Origin of the sequence: Paenibacillus sinensis, from assembly GCF_019904155.1 — a bacterium.
Classification (GTDB): Bacteria; Bacillota; Bacilli; order Paenibacillales; family Paenibacillaceae; genus Paenibacillus_AQ; species Paenibacillus_AQ sinensis.
The window spans coordinates 15,482-42,427 of the sequence record NZ_JAHCMB010000048.1 but is presented as its reverse complement, the minus strand read 5'-3'; the positions used below and the strand labels follow the sequence as shown (position 1 = coordinate 42,427).

The following is a 26,946-nucleotide window of genomic DNA, read 5'->3' as shown; positions in this document are numbered from 1 at the left end:
TTCTCTCTATAGCCTGCTTCCCCTATTATAACGCATAGAACACAAAAAGATAATTTGCAGAAAAAGAAAATTATGTCGATGAATCAACTTTTTTCCCCGAATCCCCTTTGTCCTTGAGAAGACCTTGGGCAAAGTCAATCCACTCACGGGCGGCGAACGATAAATACCGGCCTTTTCGCCAAATCATGCCAAGCTGCCAGGGAATGACCGGGTCGGTCATGGCCAGAATCGAGATGCGGGAACGGTCCATGTCCCGGCAGATCGTCTGCGGCAGCAGAGCGATGCCAAGTCCCGCCGCCACCATCTGGGCGATCAAATCCCACTGCGTGCTCTCATAGACAACCCGGGGCTGAAAGCCCGCCCTCACGCAGGCGTCGATCACCCTGTCGTGAAGCGCGAAATCCTCCTGGAACAGGACGAACTCCTCCTCCTTCAGCTCCGCAAGGCTCACAGCCTTCCTCCCTACCAGCCGGTGGCCAGCCGGGACCAGCAGTTCCAGCCGCTCCTCAGCGAAGGTGAAGACGTGGAACTTCGTTTCATCCACGGGAAGCACGGACATGCCAATGTCAAGAATCCCGTTCTCTACATCGTTCTCCACCTTCTTCGCGCCATCCTCATACAGGCGGATGGTCACCTTCGGGTACTTCCTGTGGAACTGGCCGATAACCGCCGGGAAGAAGTTCGCGCCTACCATAGGCGGCAGGCCGATCCGGATATGCCCTTTCTTCAGATTGCGCAAGCTGTCCAGCTCCGAGGACAGGCTGTGAAAGGACTCGACGATATTCTGGGCCTTCGCCAGCAAAATCTCGCCGGCATCGGTCAGCTTGATGCTTTTTCCTTCACGGTAAAACAAATCGGCCCCAAGCTCCTCTTCGATCTGCCGAATCATTTTGCTGACGGTAGGCTGGGTGATATACAGCGATTTGGCCGCTTTGGAGAAGCTTCCAAGCCGGGCCGCTTCCACGAAATACTGCAGCTGCCGAATATCCAAGATACAGTCGCCTCCTATATAGATGAACGGAATGATTAATATTCGATATATTCATTTTACCTATGAAAACAATTGATGTAAAATTTCAGTATAGCTTGAAAGGAGGCGGACCTTAATGAAAAAATATTTATTTGGAGTACTGCAGGTAGGTGCGCTGACTATATTCTCGATGATCATGAGTCACCTTTCCTCTTGGCTGCATCTTCCGATTCCCGGAAGCATTATCGGCATGGCCGTACTGTTCATTCTTCTGGAGACAGGCGTCGTGAAGCTGAACTGGATCGAGGTCGGAGCTTCCTGGCTCCTGGCCGAGCTGCTGCTGTTCTTTATTCCTTCCGCGATCGGCATCATGAAATACGGCTCCCTGCTTGAGACCGACGGTCTGCGGGTGCTGTCCGTAGTTATCGCAGGAAGCTTTCTCGTTATCGCAAGCTCAGGATTGCTGACATCCTATATCCACAAAACCAAGGAGGGAAGACATCATGCTGATCGGAACGCTGTTCCTCGCTCTGACTCTCGGGGTGTATCTCGCGTCTAAAAAGATCTATTACGCCCGAAAGAGTATGCTGCTGTCTCCGTTGATCGTGACTCCCCTGGTAATCATCGCTTTTCTGCTGGTGACAGGGACCTCCTATACTTCCTACAATGCGGGAGGCAAATGGCTCACCGATCTGCTTCAACCGGCAACCGTCGCCTTTGCTATCCCTCTTCATAAGAACTTCAAAGTGCTCAAGAAGCATGCTGCCGAAATCGCGGTCGGCGTGCTGACGGGCACGGTGACGGCGGTCGTGTCCTCCGTTCTGCTGGCCAGATGGCTGCATTTGAGCAACGATCTGGCCAGCAGCCTGGTGCCACGCTCGGTAACAACACCGATCGCCATGAACATCTCGCAGAGCATCGGGGGCATTCCGAGCATTACAGCCGTATTCGTCATCATGACCGGAATCCTCGGAACGCTGATGGGACCGTCCATTCACCGCCTCTTCCGCATTGAGAATGAGATTGCGCGCGGTGTATCGCTGGGAACTGCCGCGCATGGCACGGGCACTTCCAAAGCCTTTGAGCTGAGTTCGCTCACAGGCACCATTTCCAGTATCGCGATGATTCTAACGGCGCTGCTAACGCTTGGCGTAGCGCCAGCTGCACTCGCGGTATTCCTCCACTAGGCCGTCCTGGCTTGGGCCGCAGACACTTCGCCTTATCGGTTATCAGCCGATGAAGCGGCGTGTCTTTTTTTATGGGGACGGCGCAGCAAAAGCCCGGGAGACACGCCCCCGGGCAAAACAATAGATGGCGCTTTCATGGCTACAGCTTCAACGGTTTTCCCTTCTTGGCCGACTCGAAGGCGGCACAGGTGATCTTCAGCGTCCGGTAAGCGTCTGCATAATCGCTCAGTATGCCGCTGCGGTCCCCTGTGCGGACGGCATGCAGGAATGCCTCGCTCTCCGTCACATAAGGATTCCCGGCATTGGGATACTCCTGACTCTCATCCTCCCGGGTCTCCAGCAGCCGCTGAGGGTTCCAGTCCAGCAGGCCACGGTCATTGTAGAAACTGAGGCCGACTTTGCCGACTTCGCCCGGCAGCACGCAGGTGTTGGAGATGTTGGCCACGATGCCGTTCGCAAGCTTCAGCGATACGGTCCCGACATCCGCCACGCTGACGCCCGCATGCTTCTCGTGCATGACCCGGTTGCCGAACATGCCGTACACCTCTGTGACCTCCCCGGCCAGATAGCGGAGCAGGTCCACGATGTGCGTCGTCTGCTCGGTGAACTGCCCGCCGGATTTCTCCTGATCGCGCCACCACGGCGCCCCCGGCATGCTGCCCATCCACTGTCCAACCACCATGCCGATCTTGTCGCCCGCGAGCAGCTTCTTGAGCCGCTGCACATTTTCCTGGTAGCGGTAGTGATAGCCCACGGAAGTGAGCAGCCCGCTGTCCTGGATGTCCTGAAGCAGGCTCGCCGGTATTTCGGTAGACACCCCAAGCGGCTTCTCGGTGAAGAAGGGAATGCCCCGGCGGATCAACGCCCGTTCGATCGTCCCGTGCGCCCCCGGCGTCACGCAGACATAGACGGCATCCAGCTTATTGGCGTCCAGCATCTCCGTAATTTCTCCATAGCCCTGCGCCGAATAGGAGCGCGCCATTTCGTCGGCCTTGTCCTTACTCGTGCCGCAAATGGCTGCCAGCTTCACATCCTCCATACCGGCAAGCAAATCGGCGTGAACCTTCGCGAACCAGCCTGTTCCTACCATTCCGATGTTCAGTGTCATCATCGTTACCCTCCATTTCCGAAGTTCATTTCCTTGCTTAGATTATACCGTCTTAGTCCAGCACCCGGTAGTCTCTCCATTCTTCCGGTAGTAGCCAGTCGTACGGGTGGCGAAGAAACCGGTCGTCGGCCAGGATGATCGTCCCCGTATCGGACCCGCTGCGGATCAGCCGTCCTCCCGCCTGAAGCACCTTGCACATGCCGGGATAGACATAGGCGTAGTCAAAGCCGTTCTTGCTCCGCGAGGCAAAATAGTCCCGGAGCAGATTCCGCTCCAGACCGAGCTGAGGCAGGCCGACGCCGACGACCATGACTCCGTTCAGCCGGTCCCCTGGCAGATCGACGCCCTCGGAGAAAATGCCGCCCATCACGGCGAACCCGAGGAGCGTCTCTTCCTGATTCGGTGAAAAAGCGTCCAGAAACGCCTCCCGCTCCTCCTCGGTCATTCCGCTTCCCTGAATCAGCGTGCGGACACCGGCCTCCGGGGGAATGAAGGCGTCGTAGACCGTCTGCATATACAGATAGGACGGGAAGAACACCAGATAGTTGCCCTTCCTTGACGCCATACTCTCCAGCGCCCGGCAGAGCGGGGCAACGGAGCCCTCCCGGTCCTGATACCGGGTGGAGACCGGAAGAACGGCAACATCCCACTGGCTTCTGTCGAAGGGCGAGGGAACCGCAAGGCTGTAATCGTCCTCGCCCGCGCCGAGCATATCCCGGTAATAATGCATTGGCGACAGCGTGGCCGAGAACAGAATCCGGCTGCAGAAGCCCTTGGAGGACTGGGTCAGCAGATGGGACGGGTCCAGGTTGAACAGCTTGAGGAAGACATCGCCCCTCCGGACCTCCGCGTAGGTCACATACCGCTCGTCATACAGCTTGAAGGTCCGCAGCATGCCCTGTACCTCGTAGAAGACATCCAGCAGTCCGTCTTCCTCCGCTTCTCCCGGAGAGGGACGGATCAGTTCAAGCTCGGCCTCATGCGTGAACCTCTCCAGCAGCTCCGGAAGATCCTCCGGACAGTTCTCCCAGACGCCGGAGCCTTCGTCGCCGCAGGATTTGCGCAACGCGATAAACCAGGTGTTCACCTCGCCCGCCGCCGCGCTCAAGGCGCGGTTGCGGCCCTTGAACCGCCGCTTCAAGTCCAGAAAGGGGGCCTTGCAGAGGCTCGCGGAGAACATCTCTCTTCCCCGGTCCACCAGATTATGCGCTTCGTCGACAAGCAGAACGGTGTTCTTCTTGCGGTCCTCCGCAAGGCGCTTCATCGAGATCCGGGGATCGAATACATAATTATAGTCGCAGATGACGGCGTCGCTGACGTAAGCGGCGTCCAGCGACAGCTCGAACGGACAGACCATGTGCTTGCGGGCGTAGACCTCCAGCACGCTCCGGTCCATCAGGGTCTCCGCTTCCAGCATGTCCATCAGCGCGCCGTTAATCCGGTCGTAATACCCTTCGGCAAATGGGCAGTGCTCCGGGCCGCAAAGACCCTCTTCCCGGAAGCAGGCTTTCTCCTTCGCCGTCAGGGTGACCGTGTGCATATGCAGGCCGCGCTCCTTCATCAGAGCGAAGGCCTCCTGTGCGGCCAGGCGGGTGACCGTCTTGGCCGTCAAATAGAACAGGCTCTGCAGCAGGCCCTCTCCGACAGCCTTGACGGATGGAAACAGCGTGGAGATCGTCTTGCCGATCCCGGTGGGCGCCTGCGCGAAGAGACTGACGCCCTCCGCAACCGATTTGTAGACGGCTCCTGCCAGATGCCGCTGACCCGCCCGGTAGGACGGGAACGGGAACTCCAGTCTTCGGATGCTCTCGTCTCTGCGCTCCGCATGGGAAATCAGCAGCGATGCATAGGGCGCGTAAGCAGCCGCTGTCCCATAAGCGAAAGCCTCTGCTTCCGCAAAGGTCACCTGCCGTTCGAGGCTCCGCTGTTCCCCCGTACCGGTATGCACGTAGGTGAGACGGACCCTCATCCCGGAGAGCGACTGCTCCAGGAGAATCATGTAGGCATACATCATCGCCTGGGCCCAGTGCACCTCTCTCCCTTCCTCCGGCAGCTCCGGCCCTCCGGTCGATTTGATCTCCTCGACGGTAAGCCCGCCGTCTTGAGACAGGAGCAGGCCGTCGCATCGCCCGAATACGGAGAGTACGAGTCCGCCGCAGGGGATGTCCGCGCTGAGATAGACCTCCTTCCGGTCATCCTCTCCGTACTGCCGCTGTATGCTCTGATGGATGCGTGTGCCTTCGGCAAGAGCGGCTGCGCTGCGAAAGCCCGACTCCAGGCTGCCGCTCTTATAGACATGCTCCACCAGCGCTCTGACGGAAATCGATAAGGCGGAAGACATGAAATCCACCTCCTCTCGGGGTATATGTATAATATAGGCAGCTGTTCCAGAGTTCGTTTTTCCCCATTTCGGGGCATTTAGGTCCATTTCCAGCCGTGAAAGCGAATACGTCCTTTTCGCAGGCCTTCCTGCTTGCTTCGGCTTCGCGCCGCTGGTTTTGACATTCCCTTTACAGAACGGCATAATGAGTTTTGTTATGATGGCGTTTTATTTGTCTGATATCAAGAAAGAGGGCGAAACCGTGACATCGATCAACATCAAACGGTGGCTTACCAAACCATTTATATTTTTTACCATTATGCTTATCCTCAAAGGATGCCTCGCCTGGTGGGTCATTTTCGACAATGCGCTGCCCTGGAAATCGCTGCTGACGGAAATTCCGTTCGCCTGGGCTCTATTCTGCATTATCGAACGCTTTGCGTCCAAGCGCAAGCTCGGGTATTACATGACGATCAATCTGCTGGTCACCGCGATTTTCTTCACAGCTATCATGTACTTCAAATACTATGGCGTTATTGTGACATACCATGCGGCTGAGCAGGTGAACCAGGTAACCGCCGTCCGGAACAGCGTGTTCTCGCTGATGGACCCTTATTATCTGTTGATTTTCGTCGATGTTGTCGTGCTGGGCTACTATTTCCTGCTCACCCGGAACGGACGCAACTTCAAGAAGGAGCAGATCAACACCGGACGTCACGGCGGCGGCAAGCGTGGATTCTCGCTTCTGTTCGCGGCTTCGCTCGCGCTCTGCCTGTTCAATGTGCTGCCGAACAAGGCCAGCATGAACGAAATCAAGAAGGCGGAAGAGATGGGCATTCTTAATTATGAAGCCTATACCATTTTCGCACCGGAGAAACTCGACCTCGTCAAGGCCAGCGATATTACGCAGGAAGCGATCGACAAGGCCAAGGGCACTACGGAGCCGGCAAGTCCGCAATACCAGGGAGCAGCCAAGGGCAAGAACCTGATTATCCTCCAGATGGAGTCGCTGCAGAACTTCCTGATCGGACTCAAAGTCGACGGCAAGGAAATTACGCCGAATTTGAACGCCGTTATGAAAGACAGTCTGTATTTCCGGAACTTCTATCAGATGGTCGGCCAGGGCAATACGTCTGACGCCGAATTCGTCGTCAACACCTCCTTCTACATTCCGCCGCGCGGAGCGGCTACGCAGATGTACGTCGACAAAGTGCTGCCGAGTCTGCCGCGCCTGATGGAGGAGAACGGCTACCAGACCGCCACCTTCCACGTGAACGATGTGGAATTCTGGAACCGGGGTGAATTGTACAGCTCGCTGGGCTGGCAGAATTACTATGATCACAAATACTTCGGCGACGAAGACGCGTTCTTCTTCGGAGCTTCCGATGAGGTACTCTACAAGAAGACGACCGCCAAGCTGAAGGAAATGAGCGAGAGCGGCAAGCCGTTCTATGCGCAGGTCATTTCCATGTCATCGCATCACCCGTTCACCATTCCGGAGAAATACTACAAGATGAAGCTGCCGGAACGCTATGAAGGAACCTTTGTCGGCGACTATGTCCGGGACCAGAATTACGCCGATTACGCGTTCGGCCAATTCGTGCAGGAGCTGAAAGACGCCGGCCTGTGGGATAACAGTGTCATTATGATCTATGGCGACCATATGGGTCTGCCGATCTATTCCCTCGACAGCGACGACAAAGAACTGATGACCGAAATCTACGGCCATGATTACGGATATGCGAATATGACCAATATTCCGCTGATCATTCACGGCGTAACCGGCGCCCAGCCGCAGACGCTGGATCAGGTCGGAGGCGAAATCGACATTCTCCCGACAGCGGCCAATCTGCTCGGCGTCTCCACAGACAATCATCTGCATTTCGGCCAGGACATTCTGAACCAGACCTACAACCTGCTGCCGGAACGTTATTATCTGCCGTCCGGGTCGTTCATCTCAAGCTCAGGCCTGCTGATACCGGGCAACAGCTTCGAGGACAACACGCAGTATTCGATTGCGTCCGGCGGCAAGCAGCCTGCGGCCACGGAGGACGAATACAATCGGGCGCTTCGCCTGCTTCAGTTGTCCGACAGCTATGTCTCCCAGCTGCCGGAGAAGAAATCCGAATAAGACGCGGGGAATCGACGCTTACACAGACTGAACTCCAAGAAGCCTTCAGGACCACAGCAAGTGGACCTGAAGGCTTTTTTTGACGGAATAGATGACCGATACCACACCGCTTCGACCCGTCCGGCGGGCATAAGCGTAACCGCAAGTTCTGCGGCATAACCATATCTGCATCCGCAGGTTCTGCGGCGGCTAGCGCCTTTGCCGTTCAATATAAAGCGCTTGCATTAATGGCTCCGGAAGCATCCTGCTTCCGTCCGTCAGCGCTCCTGTCTGTCCAGCAGGTCATAGTACCGCGCAAACTCGCCCAGCTCCTCGGGAGTGAGAATGGATAAATGCTCTTCCAGCAGAACGAGTGAACGCCTATGGCCCTCGTTTCGCACATTTTCGCCTTTCTCGGTCAGCGTCACCACCACAGCTCTCCGGTCGTTCTCATCCGGCTCCCTGCGGACCAGTCCGACCGATTCCATACGGTCAAGCATAACCGTCACGGCGCTCGATTTAACCTCCATACGCTCTGCAAGCGTGATCACTCTTGCCCTTCCCTCCCGGGCGATCATGTTCAGCAGCGAGAACTGCGGAAACGTGAGGCCAAGCTCCGCAGTCATGGCGATTCCCGAAATAATTCTCTTCTGTACCCGCCACATTGATAATCCGATCTGCTCCACCAGCGGGTTGATCTGTTCCGGCATTACGATTCAGCTCCCGTTTCTTAGTCCTGCCTCTAGCGTACCACTAGCAGCCGCCCCCCTTCAATGCGTGCTTATGAAAAAAATTAAAAATTAAATACTTGAAAGATGAAAGTTTTCTGAAAACTGAAGCATCCTATTCAAATCCATCTGCCGAAAACCGTTAGTATACTTAGAGGACAACATAATTTGACACAGCCAAAGACGCCTCTTTCAGATATAATCGGATTAGACTTTTGTCCTATAATCTGGTATTAAAAAATGGGGGAAATGTATGAAATTGGCTACTAAATTAACATGGATGATGCTGCTTGTCTTGCTTCTTGTGGGCTCATCCATCGGGTTCTTTGGTTATAGGGCCGCCTATAATCAATTGGATGAAGCGGCAGGGATTGAGCTTGTAGGCTGCGCCAACATTACGACCGGCCTCGTCGACCCCTCGCAGATAGCAGCCCTCGCCTCCGGCGATACCGGCAATCTGAACGCCATTCAGGACCGTATCGGCTGGATCACCGGGCACAAACCGATCTTCAAGGAAGCCTTCATCCTGTCGCTTGACGGTAAGATCCTTGCAGCAGACAAAAATATGCAGGCACGCGGCTATAAAGCCGGCGACTCTTTCTATTTCAGCGATAAAGACAAAGAGATGATCACTTCCATGAAGCATTCCACCTACTCCAAGGTCTACACCTACGAGGGCGTATCGCTCAAAACCGGATACGGCCCCATCTACCAAGACCACGACCCTACCAAACCGATTATCGCCCTCATGGCCATCAACTTTGACGGTTCGCTTGTTCAGGAAAGAACGCTTCAAATTCTGGTGCAGCCCTTTATTATCGGCGCCGTTATTCTCATTATCGCCATCCTGGCAGCCTATATTCTGATTCGCCGCATGGTCAGCCCGCTGTCCAAGCTGTCCCGGTCCGTCAACCACGTGGCTCACGGCGATCTGATGCAGGAGTCGCTGATACTGAACAGTAAAGACGAAATCGGCACGCTGTCACGGGATTTCCATGAAATGAAGGAGAATCTCACCCGGCTCATCACCGAGGTCAGCGATACTTCGGCTCATGTCGCTTCCTCATCCCAGCAGTTGTCCGCAAGCGCCCAGGAAACCAACCGTGCCGGAGAACATTCCGTCAATATAACTATTGAGCTCGCCGAAGGCGCTCAGGTGCAGCTTCGCCATCTGGAGAGCAGCTATCAGGCGGTTCAGGAGATGTCCAGGTTTATCGCAGAGATTGCGGCGAATGCCGATCAGGCGATGGGCGACGCCGTCAGCGGAGCGGAAAAAGCCCGGCTTGGCCGGAAATCGATGGACTCCACTACCACCCAGATGACCATCATGAACGAGCAACTGACCGGACTGTCCGGCATCATCGGCACGCTGTCCGGCCACTCCAAGGAAATCGAGAGCATCGTCGGCACCATCGCCAGCATCGCGGCAGAGACGAATCTGCTCGCTCTGAACGCCGCTATTGAAGCGGCCCGCGCCGGAGAAGAAGGCCGCGGCTTCGCTGTTGTGGCGGGCTCGGTCCGCAAGCTGGCAGAGCGCTCCGGCGATTCAGCACGGCAGATCGGCGAGCTGCTCGGCCTGATCATCGCCCAGATGGATCTCGCCGAGGAGACCATGTCCCGTTCGACTGCGGAGATGGAGCATGGAACGGAGATGGTGGCCGCGGCAGGCAGCTCCTTCGCGGAGCTTGAATCCGCCGTAACGGGCATGGCGTCCCAGAGCCGGGAGATCTCCGAGACGGTTCGTCAGCTCACAGAGATTGCGGACGGCTTGGTCGAGGCGATCCAGAACACCGTCAGCGTGTCGAACCAGACTGCCCAAAGCGCCGAGAGCATGTCCGCTACTTCTCAGGAGCAGCTCGCAGCCATGCAGGAAATTGAAGCTTCTTCCGCCTTCCTCTCCTCGCTGGCGGACAAGCTCAATGGTCTGGTGGAACAATTCAAGGTTGTCTGACCTGGGACTCTGAGGCTTCTTCCTTCAGCGCCCCGATCAATCATACGCTCTACATAGCCAGGCGGCCCCGGATGTCCGGGGCCGCCTGCTGTCGTTACGCGTTCCGTTCCCTGGAACAACTGGAAGACCGGTCTCCAAAGTGCGGCCGGACTACATCTGACGGCCGAGCTTCACCCCCCGCTGCCAGACGATCTCCCCCAGCTTCTCGATAAGGAGAGAGTCATCGCTTCCCTAATCGCCGGGTCAACGGCTGCTTCTGAGCTACGGTCATCTGAAAAAAGACGAGAGCGCCGAAGGCATTCAGCGGATTCGTTCTGCGATTGAGAGGCGCTGAGCCGCCCGGACAACACAAAAAGCCCGAAGCGATCGCTTCGGGCCTTCCTCTTCTATGTATGGGTGAAGTGCGGCCTTACGTTATAGATGGCGGCTGTATTCTCCGTGAACCACTGTCCCAGTTCATGGACGGGCATCGGACGCCCGTAATAGTAACCCTGCATAACCCGACAGCCAAGCGATTGCAGCAGCTCGATCTGCTCAGGTGTCTCCACGCCTTCCGCGACAACCTCCATATTCAAGTTGCCTGCGATCGCGATAATGTTGCTGATAATCGCCTTCTTGGAATGCATTTTACTCTTGCGGATAAAGATTTGATCGATCTTGAGCGTGTTGACCGGAATTTCATCGAGATTCCCTAGCGAGGAGAATCCGGTCCCGAAATCGTCCAGCGATACTCTTACACCGAGGCCGCGAAGCTTGGACAACTGGGCTACCGTCTCCTCCATATTGTTCATGGCGATGGATTCGGTGATCTCCAGCTCCAGGAAATGCGGCGGCAATCCCGAACGCGACAAGGCTTCCTCCACGACTTCATACAAATCTTCCGTCTCGAACATCCGTGCGGACATATTGATCGAAACGGCGACGGAGGCGACCTCCTCCTTATGCCAGAGCATATTCTGGCTGCACACTTCATGCAACATCCAGTAAGTGATCGGCACGATCAGTCCCGTCTCCTCCGCTATCGGAATGAACTCGCCGGGCGAGATGACTCCGTGCTCGGGATGCCTCCAGCGCAGCAGCGCCTCCAGACCAACGGTCACATTCATCAGCGAATCCCATTTAGGCTGATAGACGACCATGAACTCCGATCTCGCCAGCGCTTTGCGCAGATCCTTCTCCAGCGACATCCGCCGCAGCTGATGGCGGTTCATCTCCTGGTCGAAGATGCTGAACTTATTCTTGCCGGAGTCCTTCGAGGTATAGAGCGCCGTATCGGCCGCCTTCATCAGCGAGGAACGGTCCGTGCCGTGAGCCGGCGCAATGCTGATGCCGACACTTGCCGTCACATAGAGCTCGTTGCCCTGTATCTTGTAGGATTTCTTGATCTCCTGCAGGATACGCCGGGCTTCCTCAGCCGCTTCCTCGGAGCTGAAGCTAGGCTCGGCGATCAGAAATTCATCGCCCCCAAGCCGGAATACATTCCCTCTCGGACTTACGCTCTGCCTCAGCCGCTCTGCTACTTCCTGCAGAAGCATGTCGCCGATATCATGCCCAAGCGTATCGTTGATCGATTTGAACCGGTCCAGATCGACGAAGAATACCGCCCCCGATTGCCCCGCGAGAAATGATTCTCTGAAGTAGCGCTCCAGCCCGTGCCGGTTCGGCAGCCCGGTAAGGGGATCGTTGTAAGCCATTCGTTCCAGCACATTCCGGTCCAGAAAGACGGCGCCACCCGAGATACCGAACATAAAGAGCGTGACAAGGGATACGCCCAGCAGCAGAATAACATCCGTCTGAATAAGCGAAGGATTGGTGCCGAGCCAGCTGTCATAGGCAAATTGGCTCGTCGCCATGCTCGTATAATGCATCCCGCCGATTGCGAGGCCGAGCAGCAGTGCGGCGAGCAGCTTCCAGCCGCTGAAGCCGGTCCTCCCTCTGACTCTTCCGAACAGCATGAGACTCATCCAGGAGACCGCCATTCCGATCAGCACGGCCAGGCTTTGTCCGGACAGCCCATAGTTAATTCTCGCCTCCATCACCATGGAGGAGATGGCTACATAATGCATCACCGCAATCCCTGCACCAAGCAGCAGCCCGCCTCCGGTGCAGCGCCAGAATAATCTGCGCTCAGACAGGCAGAATGCCAGACCCAGGTAGCAGATAACAATGCCGATCAGCATGGATATGATGGCTCTGCCCGGGGTATAGCGGACATCGAACGGCATCCGCCCGGCCATCATGCCGACGTAATGCGCAGACCAGATGCCGCTTCCGAGCACACAGGCGCTCGACAGCAGCCAGAGGCTGCGCGTTCGCCGGGATGAGGAGGGCACCTGACAGATCAGATTCAACGCGGAATAGGATGCCGTGACCGCTAGCGCGAACGACAGCAGTACGATCCAAATATTGTAGTGGATTCCCAAATGGTCCATAGGACGACCTCTTTACCGGTTAGTTATAGGCTGGATTGTCGCTGCGTTGACATGCCCGCTATCCGATTTGGCCGGAAAGCTGCAATATAGAAGTATATGGCAATAAAGCAAATGAAATTTTCATGGTTAACATCTTTGTTAGCTTATTCTACCTTGTATTCGATAGGCTGTCTAAGTAAATACTGGAACTTGTGCCCTATTTTCGGACAGGGTAAAGCAATGTCGAAATTTAGAAACAGGTTCACAGTTCGACCCTTCTTCTGCCGGTCGCCGAAGCGAGGCAGGCATCCAGCAGCTTCATGTTCACAATCGCATCCTCCGGCTCATAGAGCGGCGGTGCGTCGCCGAATACGGCGGCGGCGAAGTGGTCGGCCTGCCGGGTATACGGATTGGCGCCAGGCGCGGCGGCCTCGCGGCGGCCGTTCTCCCCGTGGACAACAAATCCGGCATCTTCCGTCCGGGCGTTGAACGGCATCGGAATCTCCAGAAGCCCTTTTGTCCCGATGATCTCAAGCAGCTGACGGTTATAGGCCCACATTCCGCATTCGAACAGCAGGCTCAGGCCTCCCGGAAATTCGACCAGCCCCGAGGACATCATGTCCACGTTGCCGTGATCCGGAGAGAACAGGGAATGCACGGTAACGGCTTCCGGCTCGGCATCAAACAGCATGCGCGCGGCCGTAAGCGGGTAACATCCGATGTCAAACAGCGATCCTCCGCCCCACTCGGAACGGAACCGGATATTGGAAGTGTCGGAGGCGTCATTATACGTAAAAGATCCCCGGATCGCCCGCAGCTCTCCAATTTCTCCCGACCGCAGAACGTTTCGGATCTCCTCATATCGCGGATGATGACGGTACATGAACGCTTCCGCCAGATGGACGCAGGCCTTCCGGCAGGCCTGAACGATCTCCTCCGCCTCCGCGGCATTCAGCGCTATCGGCTTCTCGCACAGCACATGCTTGCCCGCTTCCGCCGCGCGGATTGCCCACTGCCGGTGCAGATGATTGGGCAGCGGAATATATACCGCGTCCACCTCCGGGTCCTGGAGCAGTTCCTCATAGCTTCCGTAAGCGCTCTTGATGCCGAACTCGCGCGCTACGCGCCCGCTCTTGTCCAGCCCCCGGCTGGCTACCGCCTGCACAACAGCGGACTCTGATTCCGCGATTGCGGGAATCACGCTCCCCGTTGCGATCTGGGCACAGCCCATAATGCCGAATCTCAGTTTGCGCCTTGTTGTCATACCCTCCACCCCTTCCTGATCTCAATGACTGCATGTATCCGTTTCATTATAAGCCAGTCCAATGGCGGCAGGCTATAACCGAAGCAGCAGCGCCCCCAGCAGAACAACGATCCGGGAACCATTTAGCAGCATAAAATTTCGCACAGCCAAAATAAAGGTAACGCCCTTCTCCTGCCTTTCGGCGAACTTCGCCAGATTGCGGCGCAGGGGAATCAGCGTCGGCAGCACCAGCAGCAGAAGCAGCGGAGGAACACCGAGTATGAGCAGGACGACAAGATCCGCGTAAGAGGCATAATAGAGCGCCCCAAACAGCAGCAGCGCATTTGGCTTCCCAATATAGACCGGGAGCGTGTAGCGCCGGTTCTCGATATCTTCCTCCACATCACAGATGTTGTTGGCCAGCATGATGTTGGCAATGCAGAGCACAGCCGGAATCGAGAATCCGAACAGGAAGAGGACCTCGATCAGGTTCAGATCGAAATGCACCCAGCCATCCCGCAGGTCCACGGCCAGCACGGCGAGCGCATCACCCGCATGAATATAGGCCGAAATGAAGATGATGACAAAGCCCATGAAGAGTCCCGAGAAGAGCTCGCCAAGCGGCATCCGGGAAATCGGCACCGGACCGAAGGAGTACAGAATGCCGATCATAAAGGAGAGGCCACCCAGCGCGAGAACAAGCAGTCCGGTCCGGGTCACCAGCAGCAGCCCACAGCCCACCGCAAGGAGCAGGAGGACGCAAATGACACCGACTACCACGCCTTCCTTCAGCTTGTGGCGGACGATGGGATTATGCGTCTCATAGCCGTAGCCGTGCGTCCGCTGCGCTTTTTTGAAATCGTAATAGTTGTTGATGGCCGTTGTCGCCATATCGAAGCTGAGCAGAGACACCAGCATGAGCAGGAATTTCCCGGCATCGAAGCTGTGGAACCGGTATAGTGCGTACAGCGTGCCAAGAGCAAACGGAATTATGCTGGCAGCCTTTGTCTGGATTTCCACCAGTCTGAGAAAACTTCTGATATTCACCGCTTCACCCGGCCTATTCCTCTGAAGTCGTGATCGTTACCGGCGACCATTCCCCGATCACGGTCTGTCCATGCACCGACACGCTGCCTTCCGGAGACAAATCTTTCTCTGTCATGATGCCCAGCGCCACGGTGAACTTGTTCAGCTTGACCGGAATGCCGGTCTCTCTGCGCACCTCGCGTCCGTTGAGGAAGAATACCGCCTCGTCCTTGCCCCGGTGATAGGTGATCTTGTACGTGTTGAACTCCCGCGGCTTGAAATCCGTGTCTTCCCTGAAAATGCAGAAATACTTCGTCCGGTCCGTCTCCGGCACCGTAACCCCGGGGAAAGGCAGAATACCGTAGACTGTGGCGTACGTATCGTTGCCGGCGAAAAAGTCCAGAGCGGCACCTGTCGTGAAATCGAGCAGATTCAGCGATACATAGCCGTCATACAGGTCTCCCGGCGCCGTCCCTGAAGTCCGGGCGCGTATTTGCAGCTCAAATGATATTTCACCCATCTCGGGAACCTCGAATTCCTTGGCGGAATAATACATGTGCTTGGCGTTGTCCAGAATCTGCACCTGATGATGCTGGCGGCTGAGCTGGGCCCGCACGTACAGGATGCCGCCGCGTACGATGACAACAGCGTTCGGCTCCCGGTATGCCCAGAATGAGCCATCCGGCAGGGCAAAGCCTCCGGTCTTCCAGACCTCGCCTTCATTTAGAATCGTGTGAAAATCGCCGATAACCTGCTTCTCCATCCGTCATCTCTTCTTTCCGTTAAGTTAGTGTCAATTAAAGTTAGTATCTATGATTCCGATCAATCTAGCCCCAATAGTTCCCGACAATGCCCTGAATCAGCAGGGCCGCCGCCATAATAGCGCCGCAGCGGATCGACGCTTGACGCGAAGCGCCCATGAGCGGCAGATAGGCGGGGGAGGCGTTATGCTGCTTCAGTCCACGGTAGACACCAATCGGCGGAATCGCGGTAAGCAGCGCAAACAGCGCATAGACAGGCAGCACCCCGATGCCGACGCAGACGACAAGCGAGACATAAGCCGTGTACAGCAGAATGCGTGAAAAGATCAGCGCCCGCGCTTCGCCAAGCACGACGACAAGCGTCCGCTTGCCGGCCTGCTTGTCCGCACTCCAATGCAGGAAGTGGTGATTGAACAGCAGCAGCGTCGTCAGCAGGCCGACGGGCAGCGACAGCAGCACAGGCTTGATTCCGAAATGCCCGGTCTGCACGAAATAGGAGCCGAGTACGGGCATCAGACCGAACGCCGCGAATATCGCCAGTTCGCTGTACCCCTTGCCCCGGTATCCAAAGCGCAGCGGCGGCGCCACATAGAAATAGGCCAGCAGAGCCCCTCCAGCAACGAACCAAAGCACCTGCCAGCCCGAATAGAATGCCAACGCCGCTCCGCACAGAACGGCAAGCAGAAGCAGCCCCCAGGTCAGGAGTGCGAATCTCCGCTCGGAGATCAGCCCGCCGGACAGGAAGCCCGAATTGGTCGTAATGACGCCGGGTGTATTCTTCGCCTCCATATCCGCACCGCTGCGATAGTCCCACAGATCGTTCACCATATTGGAGAACAGATGGGCCGCGGCGGCACCGATAAAGGTGAGCATAAATAAAAAAGGATGAAATACATCCTCCCAGACAAAAGCCCCCAGCGCCCCGAGAACAACCGGCACGATCATCACGGGAATGACGCCGAAACGGGACGCCTTCTTAAAAAAAGTCCATTTCTTCATGGCCTAACTCTCTCCTTCGGGTCTTATCCTTGCTGCCAGTTAAGAATGATTCCAATCTACTTCATTATACACGCCCCTTCAGGCGAATGTCACAAATTCCACCAAAATTCGACGTAATACAAGAAACACAGGATAGGCAAGCCAAGGGGGATGTGTTATGATAAGCTGCTGATACGCCTGCAGCACTAAACCTGTGGAGTTAATGCGCCGCTGTTCGCGCAGCGGAAGCGCTGATCCCATATTTTCAGGTGTGAATGCGTAATGGAATTTCATAATAATGATAATTGGAGGCTTTATTGTTCATGTCATCGCAACCTTCGTCATCCCGTTCCGCCAAAACGGCCGGCGGCACGGTCCAGCATCCGGCAGCCCAGCCGGTCAAGATCGTTGCCGCCGACCCCGGCGCAATCGGCCTGTTCGGTCTCGCCATCGTGACCCTGGTCGCATCCTCGCAGAAGCTTGAAATCACAAGCGGCCTCAGCTATGTGATACCCTGGGCCATCTTCCTCGGCGCTTTCGCCCAGCTCTTCGCCAGCATTCAGGATGCGAAGCATAACAACACCTTCGGCATGACCGCTTTCGCCGCTTACGCCTTCTTCTGGTTCGGTATGGCGGGAAGCTGGCTGATCAAGCTCGGCGTGTTCGGGACCGCCCTTGCCGAAGCTGTCGATCCGAAGCAGCTCGGCTTTGTCTTCCTCGGCTACCTTGTCTTCACGCTCTTCATGACGCTTGGCGCGACAGAGGCGAACAAAGTGCTGCTGATTATTTTTGCATTGATCGACCTGCTGTTCCTGGGTCTAACCTTCGACTCCTTCGGCATAGCCGCAGAAGCCTTCCACAAGCTGGCCGCCATTTCGGAGCTGTGCATCGGCATCGTGTCCCTGTACGGCTGCGGCGCCTCGGTGCTGAACGCCCATTTCGGACGAGTGTTCCTCCCCATGGGTGCACCGCTTCGCATCTTCAAGAAATAATCCATGGCGGATCGTCCCCCTTCCTTGAGAGGCCGGTCCGCTTTCCATTTTCCGCCGCTAAAATCTAGTTGACGCCCCCCGCCCGCTTAAGACATTCTATATAATAATCACTATTAAGTACGAGTTTATTGTATCGGAGGCAGCTCATGGCTCTCCTCAGGAAAAAGCCTGTTATTATTCTTGCTGTGTTTATCACCCTGTTTCAAATCCTGCTGTTCTACTACTACACCCTGTCGGTCAACCAGGAGGTTCGGGCCATTAGGGCCGATCTGTCATCCCAGGCCTCTACGCTAACCTCAAACATCGAGGAACGGGTGTCCATCGTCAGCGGCATCAGCTCCTTTATCCAGACTGTCGGCTTCGATGCGGAGCCTGCCGTTATCGACCGCTATTTGTCCACCGCATACCGAAGCACCAATCACCTGATGAATATCGTTGTCGCTCCCGGCGGCATTATCAAATATCTGTATCCCCTCACCGGAAATACAGCCGTATATAACAAAAGCCTGCTGCTCGATCCCGAACTGGCCTCGCCCGGTCTGATCCAGGAGACCATCCGCACGCGCGCCATCACCATCGACGGCCCCCGCACCCTTGCCCAGGGCGATTATGGTCTCGTTATACGGCAAGCGCTGTTCCAAGGCAACACCTTTCTTGGAATCGTATCCGCGACGCTGCGGGTAGACGATATTATCAGCCATTTCATGAGCGGCGGCGCCCAGGTGTACGTTACCCGGGGCAACGATACGTATTTGTTCGGCGATCGGCCGGGGAAGGGCGGAACTCCCATCAGTCTCCCGGTTCGGCTCTACAACCAGGACTGGATGCTCCATACCAGCTTGAGTCCAGGCAATAAAGGCAAGACCCTGCTCAGCGTATTCCTGATCGACCTCGCCTTTCTGTCTGTGATCACCTCCGTCCTGTACTCGCTCAGCCGGCAAAAGAAGTTCAGCCGGGAGCTTGAGCATACCGTCAGCGTGCGGACACGGGATTTGCGCATCTCCGAACGGCTCTATGAGAAGCTGGCCCACTACGACAGTCTGACGGAAATCCCGAACCGACGGTTCTTTATGGAGGAATTCGACCGGCTGCTCCGGATGGCGGGACCCGATCGGACCTTTACCCTGCTCTTCTTCGACCTCAACCGGTTCAAGGAAATCAATGATACGCTCGGCCACTCCGCCGGAGACAAGGTGATTCGGGTTCTGGCCCGGCGGATTCACGGCGCCCGGCTTCCCTGCCGGCTGTTCGCCCGCACGGGCGGGGATGAATTTGTCATGCTCTTCGAGGATCTTCCCCGGGAACGCATCCCGGAAATTGCCGAGCGGCTGGCCGCTGTCGCCGCGGAGCCGCTGGAGATCTCGGGAACGTATCTGGGCCTTTCCACCAGCATCGGCATTTCCCTGTACCCCGAGCATTCCACCAAGAAGGAAGACCTGTTGAAATACGCCGATATGGCGATGTACCAGGCGAAAGGCCAGAACGGGCGAGGCTACTTCGTATTCAATGAGCAGCTTCACGAGAAGCTCCAGCAGAAGACAATGATCAGCAAATACCTGCTCACCGCTCTGAGAAAGCATGAATTTGTCCTTCACTATCAGCCGCAGGTTCATGCCGCCACGGGCAGACTGACCGGCATGGAGGCGCTGGTCCGCTGGAATCATCCGGAGAAGGGGCTGCTGCCTCCCGGAGCCTTTATTTCCGCTGTCGAGGAAGCCGGACTGATGACGCAGCTAACCGACTGGATCATCCGCGAGGTCTGCCGTCAGCTGGCCGACTGGAAGCAGGAAGGACTCGACGTCCCGCGTATCTCCATCAACATTTCGAACAGCTGGTTCTACAACCGCAATCTGCTCCCGGCGCTGATGTCCATCCTGGAGGAATACGGACTTCCTCCTCAAGTGCTGGAATTCGAAATCACGGAGAGCACCGCTCTCCTGGAAGAGCACTATCCGCTTCTTCAGGAGATGCGGAATCTCGGCATTATCGTGTCGGTCGATGATTTCGGGACCAAATACTCGTCACTCAATTATTTGAAGCATTTTCCCGTGAACAAAATCAAGATCGACCGCACCTTCATAACCGGAATCGGCAACAGCTCCATCGATGAAACGATCATTAAATCGATCGTCTTCGTCGCCTCCCAGCTCGGCTACGACCTCGTCGCCGAGGGGGTGGAGAACACGGAGCAGGCGGCCTTTCTGATGTCGCTCGGCTGCATGAACGTGCAGGGCTACCTGTTCTACCGCCCGCTTCCGGCGGAAGAAATCCGGGATCTGCTCATGCGGCAGGCTGATGGACTGGCCGGCCGGGCCGGAGCACTATAGCGAGCTCGAAGGACCGGACCGCCATGATTGGCGGACGGTCTTTTTTTCTCGCCAGGAACAGGATACGCAGGGATAGCTTTCTTCCCCCGGCTCATACTAAGGTCATTCTGTTACGGAGGTGGCGATGGACCAATGAGCCGGAAAATGAACCTGCTGATGTTCAGCGGCGAGTACGACAAAGCGATGGCCGGATTGATTCTGGCCAACAGCGCACGCGATATCGAAGTGGAGGTGACGATGTTCTTCGCGTTCTGGGGGCTGTTTCTGATCCGGGACCCCGAAAAAATGACGCTGGAGGACAAAAGCATCTACGAAAAGCTGATGGACATGATCACGCCGAAGGGGCCGGAGCAGCTGCCGCTCTCCCGCATGAACTTCAACGGTCTCGGCAAGTGGATGCTGGAGGAGATGATCGAGGATCAGGATGCGCCGAAGCTCATCCATTTTCTGAAAGGGGCGCGCAAGAAGAACATCAAATTCTACGCCTGCAAGCTGTCCGTGGAAATCATGGGCTTCAAGCCGGAGGAGCTGCTGCCGGAAGTGGAAATCATCGACGCCGCAGCTTATCTGAAGGACGCGCTGGACAGCGATATGCAGTTGTTCATCTAAGGCGTAAGGCGGCTTAAAGAGGCAGGGCGGTTCCCTCTACTGCCAGTTTGAGCTGCGGCGGATTGGGCATGGGCATTAACCTATTTCAGGCACCGGCATATACTAAGGCAAACGGAACCACCTTGCTGGAGGGATTGCCTGTGCTTACTTCTACCCCCGTACCGGCCCTGGAAGCGGAGGAACGACTCGAGGCGCATTTTCGCCCATACCGCGAACGCACGGTCGGACTGGGGCACCCCATTACGACCCCATACGGCAGAAAAAACCTGCTATACGCCGACTGGACCGCCAGCGGCCGTCTGTATGAGCCGATCGAGCGAATCATACTGGAGCGGTTCGGTCCACTCGTCGGCAATCCGCACACGGAAGCCAATGCGACGGGCATGACGATGACCCGTGCCTATGAGGAGGCCGGCGAGATCATCAAGCGCCATGTAGGCGCGGGGCCGCGCGATGTGCTGCTGTCATGCGGCAACGGCATGACCGGAGCGATCAACAAGCTCCAGCGCCTGCTCGGACTCAGGCTGCCCGAGTGGCTGAGCCCGGCCGTCCTGTCGCCGGAAGAGCGGCCGGTTATTTTCGTCACCCATATGGAGCACCACTCCAATCTGCTGCCCTGGCAGGAGACAATCGGCGAAGTGGTCGTCCTGCCTCCCGGCGACGGTGGCGCCCCGGACCCCCGGGAGCTGGACGCCGCGCTGCTGGCGTACCGGGGGCGGCGGCTCAAGATTGGCTCCTTCAGCGCATGCTCGAACGTGACCGGTATCGAGACGCCGTACCGGGAGCTGGCCGCCGTCATGCACCGCCACGGCGGACTGTGCTTCGTCGATTTCGCGGCGAACGCGCCGTATACGGAAATCGACATGCACCCCGAGGCGTCCGGGGAGAAGCTGGACGCCATCTTCTTCTCGCCGCACAAGTTCCTGGGCGGCCCGGGCGCAAGCGGCATCCTCGTGTTCGATGCCGGCTTGTACCGGAGCCTCCGCCCCGACGAGCCCGGCGGAGGCACGGTGTCCTGGGTAAGCCCGTGGTACGGCCCCCGCTATTTCGCCGGAATCGAGGCGAGGGAGGACGGCGGCACGCCGGGCTTCCTGCAGCGGATCAAGGCCGCGCTCTGCCTGCGGCTGAAGGAAGGGATGGACCCCGCCAGAATCGGCGCGTTCGAGCGCATCCTCGGCCGGCGCCTGCTCGCCGGACTGCGCGGCATCCCGGACGTTACCGTCCTCGAGGGCAAGGCCGACGACCGGATCGGCATCGTCTCCTTCACCGTCCGGGATATGCACTACAACCTCATCGTCCGCCTTCTGAACGACGTCTTCGGCATCCAGGCCCGGGGAGGCTGTTCCTGTGCCGGTCCCTACGGCCATTACCTGCTCTCGATCGACCGGAAGGCCTCCCTGGAGATAGACAGCGCCATCCGCACCGGCGACCAGTCGCTGCGGCCGGGCTGGGTCCGGCTCTCTGTGCACCCCATAATGACCTTGAAGGAGGTCGATTATATCGTTGCGGCGCTCCGGACGCTGATCAGCCGAAAGGCGGAATGGCTGGACGCATACCGGTATAACCGGAAGACGAACTGCTGGATTCATCATTCCCGGGGGAGTGCGGAGACCATATCGGCGGCAGAGGCGGAGACGGCTGCGATGTTCGAGCTGTAACCAGCTGCCTATCCGGCAGTGCTGACCACAGATGCCGCTAGACTGACGCTGCCCAATCGGTGCTGCCGCATAGATGTCGCCCGACAGGTGCCGTCAGACAGATGTCGCCCCCGACAGGTGCCGTCCGACAGATGCCGCTCGACAAGTGCCGTCCACGGGTGCCTGCCCGCAGATGCCGCTCGACATGCTCTGTCCGACAAGTACGCCAGGGCATCTCACGGGACCTCCAATCGCTATCTTGCTTGGCTGGCTGTATGCATGATCCGGCTCGGCTATATGTGCATGGCAAAAAGCCCGCTGACGGAAGGCTGTACATCGCCCTTCCATCAGCGGGCTTCTATGCGTTGTTCCATAACGCCGCAGCCGCAGTTTTACGCTTCGGTGACCATATCGAGATCGGCCGCCTGCGCGTTCGAGATCACCTGGTTCACGTCCTTGCAGCCCGGAATGACGCTGGTCACCGCCGGATGCTGCAGGCACCAGCCAAGCGCCCACTGCGCCATGTTCAATCCCTGCGGCACTTCGTTAGCCGCAATCTCGGCGACGAGACGAAGCTGCTCCTCGCGCTTCTTCGCGTCGTGGTTCGCCCGCACGTCGCCTTCGGCGAACGTCGCGCCGGCCTTGTACTTGCCGCTCAGGTAGCCGCTCGCGAGCGGCACGCGGGCAAGCACGCCGAGGCGATGCTCCTGCGCGAGCGGGAACAGTCTCTCCTCCGGCGCCCGGTCCAGCCGGTTATAGACGACCTGGATCGCTTCGGCGCCGATCCCCGGAGACGAGCTTGTCTGATGCACCCCATCGTTCGCGGTGCTGATGGAAACGCCGAGGTGGCGGATTTTGCCGGCCTGCTTCTGCTTGTCCAGCATCGTCCAGAGCCCGTCGTTGTCGAACTGGGCGTCCGTTCCGGAGTGGAACTGGTACAGATCGACATACTCCGTCTGCAGCGCGCGCAGCGAATCGTCGAGCTGCTTCAGGACATCACCCGCGCTCCACAGTTGTTCCCGTTGAAGATGGCCATCAAAATGATGACCGAATTTCGTGGCGACAATCCAGTCTTCCCGCTTGCGCCGGCTCAGGTAGCCGCCGATCAGCTTCTCGGACAGGTGGTCGCCGTAGCATTCTGCCGTATCGATAAGGTTGATGCCGAGCTCTGCCGCCTTGTCGAACATGGCGTCCACTTCATCCTGCGTGAAATCCTTTCCCCATTCGCCGCCGAACTGCCAGGTGCCGACTCCGATCACCGAGACATTCAATTCCGTACTGCCGAGCTTGCGGTATTTCATTATCTTCAACCTCTTTCTTTAATGGATTTGATCCGTGACAAATACCCTTCCACTGACCGGACGCCCCACAGCGACAGCAGAACCAGCAGGACGACAGCCAGCAGCTCCAGCGGGTTTCGGAGGAACCTGCCTGCATCGTTGCCGACATAAGAGACGGCCAGAACCATTATGGCCTTGCCGGAGGCGAGAGCCAAAAGGTAGGGACGCAGCCGCATGCCGGCGAGTCCGGCCGCCAGATTGATAACGACAAACGGCCCGACCGGGAACAGGCTGAGCAGGAACACATAGCTGAAGCCGCTGCGCCGGACCCATTCCATGCCCCGGGCCACCTTCGGCCGTTCCGCCCATTTCCGCAGGCGGTGATGGGACGCGATGCGCCGGATGATCAGGAAGGCGGTCAGGCAGCCCGCTACCAGGCCCAGCCAGGAATACAGGAAGCCGAGCCACAGCCCGTAGACGGCGGCGTTCATCCCAACGATGACAAGGGTGGGCAGCGGCGGAACGAACGACTTCAGGAAGGTAAGTCCGATCCCCGGGAATGGCCCCAAGGAGCGGTAGCGCTCCACCCAGTCCCGCAAATTTTCCTCCGTAACCCAAGACATGATATCCAGTGCATACATAACGGCAGACCGCGCCCCTCTTCGCTTTCGATTCTATCCCACTCATTATACACGATCGGGAGGCTGAAGACCTGATAGAGACAGATCGCCTCTTATGCCCTATACTGATGTAAATTTCGGTAAAGGGTGATCGTGATGTCTGAATCGGAAATGCGCGGACCTGAGAGGATCAATTCCGCAATGATCCAGCCTGTGTTGATCGAATCGGCCAGGCTGCTACTGCGGAGAACGGAAGAGCGCGACCTGGCCTTTGTCGCAGAGGCGGAGAGCAGCCCGGAGAACAAGCCGTTTATCGGCCAGTGGAGCCTGGATGAGCACCGCGAAGCGCTGGCGAATCCCGATATGCTGCACCTGATTGTTCAGGAGCCCGGCGGCGAACGCATCGGCTATGTGATCGTGACCGGCCTCCGGGACCCCAATCTGTCCGTATGCATCAAGCGGATTGCGATAGACGCGAAGGGCAAGGGCTACGGCTCCGAGATGCTGCGGAGTCTTCGCGACTGGCTCTTCCAGAATACGGGCGTGCACCGGCTGTGGCTGGATGTGAAGACCCATAACGCGAGAGCGCAGCATGTGTATGAACGCGCCGGATTCCGGGCGGAAGGCATCCTCCGGGAATGCATCAAGATTCAGGATACCTTCGAGTCGCTCCAGATCATGTCGATCCTGAGAGAAGAATACGAGCGGCTACTATAAATTAAAGACTGCCCGGCTGCTCCAGAAGCTTCACCGACACGGATACCTCCATTGTGCCGCCGCCGCCCCGGTACACCCCCTGAAGAGGGCTGACATCGGCGTAATCCCGCCCTGTTCCGACGCGAATATGATTGTCGAGCGCCTCCACATTGTTCGTCGGGTCCAGCCCGATCCAACCGATGCCCGGCACCATCACTTCAACCCAGGCATGGGTCGCGGCATCGCCCTTCAGGGCGGAGTCCTCCCCGACATATAGATAACCGCTGACATACCGGGCCGGAATGCGGGCCGCCCGAAGGATGCCGATCATCACATGGGCCAGGTCCTGGCAGACGCCCTGCTTCAGGTCGAAGGCCTGACGGGCCTGCGTCTCCACATTTGTCGCTTCTCCACTGTAAGTAAAGGTCTCATAGATGTATTTCATCACTTCCAGCGCATAGGCAACCGGATTGTCCATTTCCCCGAGCGCGCGTCCTGCCTCTTTCACCTGTTCTTTGGTCAGAAACGTATAATCAGTCTCGTTCAGATAGGCCAGGTAATGCTGCCGGAACAGCCCCGTATGAAAAATCTCCCGCATCCGTCCCGAATACCGCAGCTCATGGATAAAAGGGCTCCGCTGCACACTCACGACCGAAGTCGTCTTCACCTCCAGCAAATCATGCTTCTCCGGAATGAAGAACGTCTCCACCTGGTTGCCCCAGACATCCGTATATTCCCTGGTTAGCGAAGCAGGTGTAATGTCCGCCCGGTAGACGAGCAGCCGCTGGACCTCATCCGTCAGAGGCTTCAGCCTGATCGTGTTCAGGCTCTGATCGACCTTTGTCTCGTACTGAAAGGTATTGGTATGCACAATTTCATATTTCATAAGAGGCAGGGCTCCTTTGGAAGACTCTGAGGGTACATTACCCGCTGGAGAACGGCATGCAAACAGCCGATAGAGCGTATACCGCCATTTTCTCCCTTCCCCGCCGGAATTAGCCCGCCACACCTCTTCATTTGCAAAAAAAGAATCCCGCCGCAATTGGCAGGACTCTTGGTTAACCGAATTCTGAGTTCATTCAGCAGAACTGTGCCGCAAACTTAAAATGCGGGGACGACAGCCACGCCGTATTTATCCTCGATAAATTTTTTGACATCAGGACTTGTCAGCGCTTCGTCAAGCTTCTTGATTTCCTCGCGGTTCTCGTCTCCTTTGCGGACAACTACAACGTTCGCGTAAGGCGAGTTGGCGTCTTCACGGAACAGCGCCGACTTGGGGTCGATACCCGCTTCAAGGACGATGTTGGTATTGATGACCGCTCCGTCAAGATCGGGCAGCGAACGGGGCAGCGTAGCTGAATCTGCTTCGATGAACTCCAGATGATGCGGATTCTCGGCGATATCCTTCGGCGTCGCCTCGTATGTCGTGAGACCGTCCTTCAGCTTGATCAGCCCCTGCTGCTGGAGCAGTACGAGCGCCCGGTATTCATTGGACGGGTTGTTCGGAATGCCGATCTTGGCGCCGTCCGGTATTTCATCCTTGGATTTCAGCTTCTGGGAATAGAAGCCGATTGGCTCCACATGTACCTTGGTCGTAACGACAAAATCATAGCCCTTCTCGCCCTTGATGGAGTCCAGGTACGGAACATGCTGGAAATAGTTGGCGTCGATTTGCTTCTCCTGCAGCGCCGGGTTAAGTTGGCCGTCATCATCCAGCACAACCACCTCCAGGTTAATGCCTTCCGCCTTCAGCTTCGGCTTGATGAACTCCAAAATTTCGGCATGCGGCACCGCCGAAGCACCCACCTTCAGCGTTACTTCCTTGGCTGCGGCCGGACTGGCTGCTGCCGAACTAGCTGCGGCTGGACTGGACTTCGCGGTAGCTGCCGCCGAGTTCCCATTCCCGTTCTGCGATCCGCATCCTGCCAGAATCCCCGTCAACACCATGACCGCGGCCAGCAACAAGCTTCCTCTTCTCTTCATCCTAATCCC

Annotated in this window: 24 protein-coding genes; 9 read left to right on the top strand and 15 right to left on the bottom strand. The window is 57.1% G+C overall.

The annotated features are described in order from the left end of the window. Nucleotides 1-70: 70 nt before the first annotated feature. Nucleotides 71-991 carry a cidABC operon transcriptional activator CidR gene (gene cidR, locus KIH86_RS05560; protein ID WP_223081338.1) on the bottom strand — a complete coding sequence of 307 codons (921 nt, stop codon included), beginning with the start codon at nt 989-991 and terminating at the stop codon, nt 71-73. A gap of 115 nt (nt 992-1,106) precedes the next feature. Here cidR and KIH86_RS05555 point away from each other — a divergent pair, with 115 nt between their 5' ends. Continuing rightward, a complete protein-coding gene (locus KIH86_RS05555) occupies nt 1,107-1,529 on the top strand; it encodes a CidA/LrgA family holin-like protein (RefSeq protein WP_223081339.1) in 423 nt (140 codons plus the stop codon). After that, nucleotides 1,474-2,157 (top strand): CidB/LrgB family autolysis modulator, encoded by a 684-nt coding sequence (locus KIH86_RS05550; RefSeq protein ID WP_223081340.1) that lies wholly within the window; start codon nt 1,474-1,476, stop codon nt 2,155-2,157. Before KIH86_RS05555 ends, KIH86_RS05550 begins: the two co-directional genes overlap by 56 nt. A 139-nt stretch (nt 2,158-2,296) precedes the next feature. Here the strand turns inward: KIH86_RS05550 and KIH86_RS05545 are convergent, their stop codons facing one another. Together KIH86_RS05545 and KIH86_RS05540 are read right to left on the bottom strand one after the other, a co-directional pair. Next, the gene (locus KIH86_RS05545) at nt 2,297-3,268 is read right to left on the bottom strand and encodes a Gfo/Idh/MocA family protein (RefSeq protein ID WP_316503073.1); all 972 of its coding nucleotides are present in this window, start codon (nt 3,266-3,268) and stop codon (nt 2,297-2,299) included. A gap of 49 nt (nt 3,269-3,317) precedes the next feature. Then, nucleotides 3,318-5,606: a helicase C-terminal domain-containing protein gene (locus KIH86_RS05540; protein WP_223081341.1), complete on the bottom strand. Its 2,289-nt coding sequence runs from the start codon at nt 5,604-5,606 to the stop codon at nt 3,318-3,320. A gap of 298 nt (nt 5,607-5,904) precedes the next feature. Here KIH86_RS05540 and KIH86_RS05535 point away from each other — a divergent pair, with 298 nt between their 5' ends. Further along, complete coding sequence (locus tag KIH86_RS05535) at nt 5,905-7,716, top strand: LTA synthase family protein (protein ID WP_262416331.1); 1,812 nt, start codon at nt 5,905-5,907, stop codon at nt 7,714-7,716. A gap of 257 nt (nt 7,717-7,973) precedes the next feature. Here the strand turns inward: KIH86_RS05535 and KIH86_RS05530 are convergent, their stop codons facing one another. After that, entirely contained in the window at nt 7,974-8,405 is a 432-nt protein-coding gene (locus KIH86_RS05530; RefSeq protein WP_223081342.1) for a MarR family winged helix-turn-helix transcriptional regulator, read from the bottom strand. Between the two features lie 271 nt (nt 8,406-8,676). Here KIH86_RS05530 and KIH86_RS05525 point away from each other — a divergent pair, with 271 nt between their 5' ends. Next, on the top strand, nt 8,677-10,374 hold the full coding sequence (locus tag KIH86_RS05525; protein WP_223081343.1) for a methyl-accepting chemotaxis protein: 1,698 nt from the start codon (nt 8,677-8,679) through the stop codon (nt 10,372-10,374). Between the two features lie 386 nt (nt 10,375-10,760). Here the strand turns inward: KIH86_RS05525 and KIH86_RS05520 are convergent, their stop codons facing one another. The 6 genes from KIH86_RS05520 to KIH86_RS05495 all read right to left on the bottom strand — a co-directional run bounded on the left by KIH86_RS05520 (nt 10,761) and on the right by KIH86_RS05495 (nt 17,087). Further along, nucleotides 10,761-12,806: a putative bifunctional diguanylate cyclase/phosphodiesterase gene (locus KIH86_RS05520; RefSeq protein ID WP_223081344.1), complete on the bottom strand. Its 2,046-nt coding sequence runs from the start codon at nt 12,804-12,806 to the stop codon at nt 10,761-10,763. Between the two features lie 241 nt (nt 12,807-13,047). Further along, nucleotides 13,048-14,049, bottom strand: coding sequence for a Gfo/Idh/MocA family protein (locus tag KIH86_RS05515; RefSeq protein ID WP_223081345.1), 1,002 nt, complete (start codon nt 14,047-14,049; stop codon nt 13,048-13,050). Between the two features lie 72 nt (nt 14,050-14,121). Then, the gene (menA, locus tag KIH86_RS05510) at nt 14,122-15,075 is read right to left on the bottom strand and encodes a 1,4-dihydroxy-2-naphthoate polyprenyltransferase (RefSeq protein WP_223081346.1); all 954 of its coding nucleotides are present in this window, start codon (nt 15,073-15,075) and stop codon (nt 14,122-14,124) included. Between the two features lie 13 nt (nt 15,076-15,088). Beyond that, complete coding sequence (locus tag KIH86_RS05505) at nt 15,089-15,817, bottom strand: DUF6081 family protein (protein ID WP_223081347.1); 729 nt, start codon at nt 15,815-15,817, stop codon at nt 15,089-15,091. 64 nt (nt 15,818-15,881) lie between these two features. Continuing rightward, nucleotides 15,882-16,814 (bottom strand): prenyltransferase, encoded by a 933-nt coding sequence (locus KIH86_RS05500; RefSeq protein WP_223081348.1) that lies wholly within the window; start codon nt 16,812-16,814, stop codon nt 15,882-15,884. Nucleotides 16,815-16,892: 78 nt separating this feature from the next. Next, nucleotides 16,893-17,087 carry a hypothetical protein gene (locus tag KIH86_RS05495; protein ID WP_223110340.1) on the bottom strand — a complete coding sequence of 65 codons (195 nt, stop codon included), beginning with the start codon at nt 17,085-17,087 and terminating at the stop codon, nt 16,893-16,895. A gap of 29 nt (nt 17,088-17,116) precedes the next feature. On the opposite strand from KIH86_RS05495, the gene KIH86_RS05490 reads away from it, so the two are divergent. From KIH86_RS05490 to KIH86_RS05475, 4 genes are all read left to right on the top strand, one after another. Next, the gene (locus tag KIH86_RS05490; RefSeq protein ID WP_223081349.1) at nt 17,117-17,785 is read left to right on the top strand and encodes an acetate uptake transporter; all 669 of its coding nucleotides are present in this window, start codon (nt 17,117-17,119) and stop codon (nt 17,783-17,785) included. A gap of 185 nt (nt 17,786-17,970) precedes the next feature. After that, entirely contained in the window at nt 17,971-20,112 is a 2,142-nt protein-coding gene (locus KIH86_RS05485) for a bifunctional diguanylate cyclase/phosphodiesterase (protein WP_223110338.1), read from the top strand. A gap of 132 nt (nt 20,113-20,244) precedes the next feature. Beyond that, nucleotides 20,245-20,721 carry a DsrE/DsrF/DrsH-like family protein gene (locus KIH86_RS05480; RefSeq protein ID WP_223081351.1) on the top strand — a complete coding sequence of 159 codons (477 nt, stop codon included), beginning with the start codon at nt 20,245-20,247 and terminating at the stop codon, nt 20,719-20,721. 140 nt (nt 20,722-20,861) lie between these two features. Then, on the top strand, nt 20,862-22,379 hold the full coding sequence (locus tag KIH86_RS05475) for an aminotransferase class V-fold PLP-dependent enzyme (RefSeq protein WP_235775274.1): 1,518 nt from the start codon (nt 20,862-20,864) through the stop codon (nt 22,377-22,379). A gap of 37 nt (nt 22,380-22,416) precedes the next feature. On the opposite strand, the gene KIH86_RS05470 is transcribed toward KIH86_RS05475, so the two are convergent. The 3 genes from KIH86_RS05470 to KIH86_RS05460 all read right to left on the bottom strand — a co-directional run bounded on the left by KIH86_RS05470 (nt 22,417) and on the right by KIH86_RS05460 (nt 24,261). Beyond that, nucleotides 22,417-22,593, bottom strand: a complete 177-nt coding sequence (locus KIH86_RS05470) for a hypothetical protein (RefSeq protein WP_223081353.1) — start codon at nt 22,591-22,593, stop codon at nt 22,417-22,419. A gap of 157 nt (nt 22,594-22,750) precedes the next feature. Further along, nucleotides 22,751-23,659: an aldo/keto reductase gene (locus KIH86_RS05465; RefSeq protein WP_223081632.1), complete on the bottom strand. Its 909-nt coding sequence runs from the start codon at nt 23,657-23,659 to the stop codon at nt 22,751-22,753. Nucleotides 23,660-23,664: 5 nt separating this feature from the next. Then, nucleotides 23,665-24,261, bottom strand: coding sequence for a TVP38/TMEM64 family protein (locus tag KIH86_RS05460; RefSeq protein WP_235775273.1), 597 nt, complete (start codon nt 24,259-24,261; stop codon nt 23,665-23,667). Between the two features lie 153 nt (nt 24,262-24,414). Here KIH86_RS05460 and KIH86_RS05455 point away from each other — a divergent pair, with 153 nt between their 5' ends. Continuing rightward, a complete protein-coding gene (locus tag KIH86_RS05455; RefSeq protein WP_235775272.1) occupies nt 24,415-24,975 on the top strand; it encodes a GNAT family N-acetyltransferase in 561 nt (186 codons plus the stop codon). A 1-nt stretch (nt 24,976) separates the two neighbouring features. Here KIH86_RS05455 and KIH86_RS05450 read toward each other — a convergent pair whose 3' ends face one another. Both KIH86_RS05450 and KIH86_RS05445 read right to left on the bottom strand, forming a co-directional pair. After that, a complete protein-coding gene (locus KIH86_RS05450) occupies nt 24,977-25,840 on the bottom strand; it encodes a transglutaminase family protein (RefSeq protein WP_223081355.1) in 864 nt (287 codons plus the stop codon). Between the two features lie 215 nt (nt 25,841-26,055). After that, entirely contained in the window at nt 26,056-26,937 is an 882-nt protein-coding gene (locus KIH86_RS05445; RefSeq protein ID WP_223081356.1) for a MetQ/NlpA family ABC transporter substrate-binding protein, read from the bottom strand. Nucleotides 26,938-26,946: the final 9 nt, after the last annotated feature.